Genomic DNA, 475 nt, shown 5'->3' on the forward strand with positions numbered 1-475 from the left:
GGGAACCTTCGATCTGAACCAGCAGATCGCCCCTGATGACTTCCAGGCCGACGGTGCTCTCTGGGAAGATCTGGGAACATTTACCATCAACAGCCGGACGCTGACCGTGATGCTGACCAACCTGGCCAACGGCCTGATTACCGCTGATGCAGTCCGCATCGAGCGGGTCTCCGCCGGTCCGGAAGTCCAGCTGACCGACGTGACCGATGCCCCGGCTCCGCCGAGCGTGCTGGTCGACGGTCATCCAGGCGGCATCGACTTCGGGACCACCGAACTGTTGACCGACCTGACCCGGACCTTCGAGATCACCAACACCGGTTCTGCTCCCCTGGACATCAGCAACATCGTGATTCCTGCCGGATTCACGACCACGCTGACCGCTCAGAGTGTGGCCGCCGGCGATACGATCAGCTTCGAGATCACGATGGACTCCGACTCCTTCGGCGACCGTTCGGGCCTGTTCTCGTTCGACACC

General features: G+C 62.1%; 1 protein-coding gene. It reads left to right on the forward strand.

Annotation, left to right across the window (positions count from 1 at the left end):
• A partial coding sequence (locus FYZ48_RS29105; RefSeq protein ID WP_149345978.1) for a choice-of-anchor D domain-containing protein occupies positions 1-475 on the forward strand: 475 nt, incomplete at both ends.

The organism is Gimesia chilikensis (assembly GCF_008329715.1).
Lineage (GTDB): Bacteria > Planctomycetota > Planctomycetia > Planctomycetales > Planctomycetaceae > Gimesia > Gimesia chilikensis.